Origin of the sequence: Novosphingobium naphthalenivorans NBRC 102051 (genome assembly GCF_001590985.1) — a bacterium.
In the GTDB taxonomy this organism is placed as follows: domain Bacteria; phylum Pseudomonadota; class Alphaproteobacteria; order Sphingomonadales; family Sphingomonadaceae; genus Novosphingobium; species Novosphingobium naphthalenivorans.
Genome location: NZ_BCTX01000160.1, coordinates 1 through 4,245 on the forward strand (window position 1 = coordinate 1; position 4,245 = coordinate 4,245).

4 protein-coding genes are annotated in these 4,245 nt (G+C 57.7%); 2 read left to right on the top strand and 2 right to left on the bottom strand.

Translation table 11 applies throughout. From position 1 onward, the window contains the following. Both NN5_RS24220 and NN5_RS24225 read right to left on the bottom strand, forming a co-directional pair. Nucleotides 1-192 (bottom strand): hypothetical protein (locus NN5_RS24220; protein WP_157081324.1); only part of this gene is annotated, 192 nt, incomplete at its 3' end. 288 nt (nt 193-480) lie between these two features. Continuing rightward, nucleotides 481-1,755: a hypothetical protein gene (locus NN5_RS24225; RefSeq protein WP_157081325.1), complete on the bottom strand. Its 1,275-nt coding sequence runs from the start codon at nt 1,753-1,755 to the stop codon at nt 481-483. A gap of 203 nt (nt 1,756-1,958) precedes the next feature. On the opposite strand from NN5_RS24225, the gene NN5_RS24230 reads away from it, so the two are divergent. Together NN5_RS24230 and NN5_RS26170 are read left to right on the top strand one after the other, a co-directional pair. Further along, nucleotides 1,959-3,632, top strand: a complete 1,674-nt coding sequence (locus NN5_RS24230) for a recombinase family protein (RefSeq protein WP_067739180.1) — start codon at nt 1,959-1,961, stop codon at nt 3,630-3,632. Nucleotides 3,633-3,913: 281 nt separating this feature from the next. Then, nucleotides 3,914-4,245 (top strand): hypothetical protein (locus NN5_RS26170; RefSeq protein WP_157081326.1); only part of this gene is annotated, 332 nt, incomplete at its 3' end.

The following is a 4,245-nucleotide window of genomic DNA, read 5'->3' on the forward strand; positions in this document are numbered from 1 at the left end:
AGTTCCGGGATCATCGAGTGTTTGCCAGACTTTCCCAAGTTCCTGCGCGCGATGCACGACGGCCTCTTCAACCAGCCCGTAGAGCGAGGAGAAGATTTGCGACGGCGTTTTCCCGAACACAATTTCGAGGCCTAGCATAGCCTCGATGTCGGAGCGCTGTGCGTCCTGACCTTTCTCCATGCGCCAGATCATCGTCGGCGAGACGCCTATAAGGTGGGCAAGTTCATCTTGGCGCAGGTGGTACAGGCGGCGGTGGACACTCAGTCCGTGGGTTTGTGTCATATCAAATGTACAGATTACGTTTGGGGCCTCGCGGGACCGCTGTTCTTCATCATCGCTAAGAATGCAGCATTGCGCACGGCGTCACCAACTGCACGGGTGAAGTCGCACTTCATATTTCCTTTATCCGTGCGGCCGCACCGGCGCGGATTTCATTGGCGCGGTTTTTGCCCGCGCTATCGCGCGGGAGAAATCCTGCCGCTACGCCTGCACGGGCTCCGCTGGCGCAAAGCGGTCGGCCAATTCCCGTACCTTGCCGCGTTCCGATGCTGGCACCACGAACACCCCGCGCGACTTCGTGGTCGCAAGCCCCAGTTCCTTGCGCAGCACATGGCCCACCGACTTGATCGGCATGGGCGTGTCCAGATCGCGGTTGATCTCCTCTGCTACCGTGGCGACCGGAACCTGCGTTCTTTCACGAAACAGCCGGTCGAGCACCCCGGTCATGGCGACATGCGGGAGGGTGGAGCGCTTGGCTGCCGCCAGCGCCTCCGCCGTCGCCAGACGGGTGGCAACGGCATCGCGTGAGTACGCATCGTCCATCAGTGACAGGAGCGGCAAAGCCATCTGATTGCCACGCGGCGACAGTCCCGCAATGCTGCGGGCCGGATCGATCCCGACCGTGGGGCGCATGGCAAACCGCCAGGCCAGGAGCCGGTTGCGCAAGACCAGCGCTTCAGCTTTCATCGCATCAGGCAGATGAATGGGAATATCCTCGCGCAGTGCGCAGGCGTTCATGTCCTCGGTCAGGAAGCGGCTTTCGAGGGCTTCGTCCTGAAAATGCTGGCGCATGGCGACGATCTTGGGACCGAACACACGGAAGGCCTGAGGGTTCAGTTCGCGGTAGCGGTTGGTCATGGTGCGCAGCACCGGCAGGCCCTTCATCGTGCCGTTGTTGAGGATCTTCACCAGATCGGCCGTGGTATCCGAGAAGCGCAGGTCAGCTTCGTCGAGCAAAAGACAGCCGGAGAACTCGTGAAGGACATGGAATATCGGCGACACTGTGCTCGCCCCGGAAGCGAAGAAACCCTTGTACGCCAGCGAACCAAGCACGAGCAGGGCTCGGGTCTTGCCGGAACCGTAGTCGCCAATAAGCCTCAGGTACGGCACTTCGTTGAACGCGTCGTGGACCCAGGAGAGCAGGATATAGTGGGCGGCAATGTCCTCGAACACGGGTGACAGGCTGACATAGCGATGGATAAAGGCCCTGATGTCGGTCAAGAGGTCGGCCTTGCTGCCCATGTCCCCCACGGCTGACGGCAGCAGGACGCAGCCCGAGGTCAGCAGGTTGTTGGTGGCGGCATAGGGCACGAGCACTTCGCCTTCGGGCGTCGTGAACTGCTCCAGGATGTGTAGTGTTCCACCCGGCGGGCATACCGCCAGCCCGGTCGTGCCAACCTCGGCATCGAAGATGAGATCGATAAGCGTGCCATCGGCCAGCACACGGGAAACGGTGGGTGTGGGGTGTGTCGTCATATGCCCCCATGGTGCGGGGTGTCTAGAGTACGGGCACGGCGTCACCAACCGCATGGGCGCAGATGGCGACGCCGTGCGGGGTTGCATCCGCACCGGCATGCTGTCCCCACGCGCGATTCGCGCGTACGCCGTCTATGGCGTATGATTCGAGTCCTCTGGGTTCCGAGCGACTTGGGGACTTGGGGGACATAATTCAGTCCCGTATGCGCTACTTCATCTACAGCCGAAAATCATCCGAGGGTGAGGAACGGCAAGTGCTCTCGCTCGCCTCGCAGCAAGAGGCCATCGCCAAGGCTTTCGGTGACAAGACCGACGTCGAGATCGCCGGTGTCTACGAAGAAGCCAAGAGTGCCAAGACACCGGGACGTCCGCTCTTTGCCGAAATGCTGAAACGCATCGAAGCTGGGGAGGCTGAAGGCATCGCCAGCTGGGCGCCCGACCGCCTCGCCCGCAATTCCATAGACGGTGGGCATGTGATCTATTTGCTGGATCAGGGTATCCTGCGTGACCTCAAGTTTGCCACCTATACCTTCGAGAACAACTCGCAGGGCAAGTTCATGTTGTCGATCATGTTCGGCCAATCCAAATACTACAGCGATGCTCTTTCTGAGAACGTCAAGCGGGGGAATGCCACCAAGGTTGCCATGGGGTGGAGGCCGAACCGCGCACCGCTCGGATACAAGAACTGCCCAGTCACCAAGACCATCATCCCCGATCCCGATCAATTCCCGGTCATACGGCACATCTTCGATCTTTTCCTGACCGGCGCCTATACGCCGCGTCAAATCGTCAAGATTGCCCAGAATGACTGGGGGCTGCTGACGCCACGCAGCAAACGCAGTGGCGGCAAACCGATTGGGCGCTCCTCCATCTATCAAACACTTTCCAACCCCTTCTACAAAGGGGATCTCCTCTGGGGCGGCCGAACGCATCCAGGCCGACACGAACCGATGCTCACGTCCGACGAGTTTGACCGCGTGCAAAATTTGCTTAATCAGCGGTCCACGCCGCGTCCCCAGGCCGAGACTTTCGCGTATTCAGGACTTCTGACGTGCGGAGCATGCGGCAAGGCCATCACCGCCGAACACAAAGTGAACCGCTACGGCACCCACTACACCTACTACCATTGCGCCGCACGCGGCCGCCTAGTACATGGCTGCAACGAGCCCTCGATTGAAGAGCGGGCGCTTGATCGTCAATTTGCGAGTTTTCTTGTCGCCCTCCACCTTGATCACAAAATAGTATCGTGGGTGCGAAAGCGGCTCAAAGAAGACCTGGCGGACGCGCAGAAGAAGGTAACAGAATTCGCGGCGCGTCGCATGACCGCATTAGCCGAGATCACCGCACAGCTAGGGGAGCTAACCTCCCTACGTCTGAGGCGATTGCTCAACGATGACGAATTTACCCAAGAGCGCCAGCGCCTCGAACAGGCCCGTGCGAAGCTGGAAAATGCCGCGAATCCGTCGTTCGACGGACGCGTAATCGAACTTTTGGACATCGCTGAAAAAGTCAGCAATTACGCGCTGGATTGGTTCAAGCGCGCCGAAAATCGCCATAAACTCGCACTTTTGAAATTACTGTGTTCGAACCCGGTATTGACCGGCAAAAAACTCAGTGTTCAGGCTGTAAAACCCTTCCTGACATCCCTCGAATTTGCAGGGTGTCCGTGTCTGCTGGGAGTCGAAGACGAAGTTCGAACTTCTACCGGTGAAGGCGACCGGTTGCTGGCCAGCATTCGTGACATCGCCGAATGTGGCGATGTCGAAGCGACGATTGCACGTCTTATTGAACTAGAGGACCTGTTTTCAAAGCCAGCTTCGTCGCAGAAAAAGGGGCGTAAACAGGTCGTTCGCGGTGTCATGCATGCCCATTATTGAAATGCTTGCAGTGGAGGGGCGAATCGGCGATATCATTTGCAGTAGCAGTAGATGCTACTTGCTTGGGAACAGGAAGAGCCGTCGCAGTAGACGCTGCGACGGCCCCCAAGGGAAACCCTGTTCCCTTGTATGGAAGCGGTGCTGCGGAAAAGGAAAACGCAGTAGATCGCTTCCTAGCACATTGTATCATATATATTTGTGCGGCAGCTTCTACTCGAAGAGCCACTTATCCTTTTCTCCCCCCGTGGAGGGTGGCCTCCTCCAACGAAAAGGATGCTGCTATGGATGATGATCGGAATGAACCGGATGACTTTGCGGCGGAAGCTGACGCGGTGCTTCTAGAAATATTCAGAACGCAGAAGTCATTTTCTCGCAATACTGACAAACTTGGGAGGAGCCTGTTCGAATGTGCAGAGCGACTGGCAAGCGCAGCCAGAAATGGAGATTATGAAGCGCTGAAGAATCTTAGGAAACTTCGGAAGGCAGCAAGGATACTTGCAGGAATGATCGATTGGAATACTGACTTCTTCCTTGAAACCGGCGGGTTTGAAGATGTTGAGGCGTACTTCTCGTTCCCGGGAATCATTCGGAAAATGATAACTAAGCGATTTAG

Bases quoted from the DNA above. Each gene is read 5' to 3' on its own strand.
- NN5_RS24225 (WP_157081325.1), bottom strand. From the start codon at position 1,755: ATGACGACACACCCCACACCCACCGTTTCCCGTGTGCTGGCCGATGGC.
- NN5_RS24230 (WP_067739180.1), top strand. From the start codon at position 1,959: ATGCGCTACTTCATCTACAGCCGAAAATCATCCGAGGGTGAGGAACGG.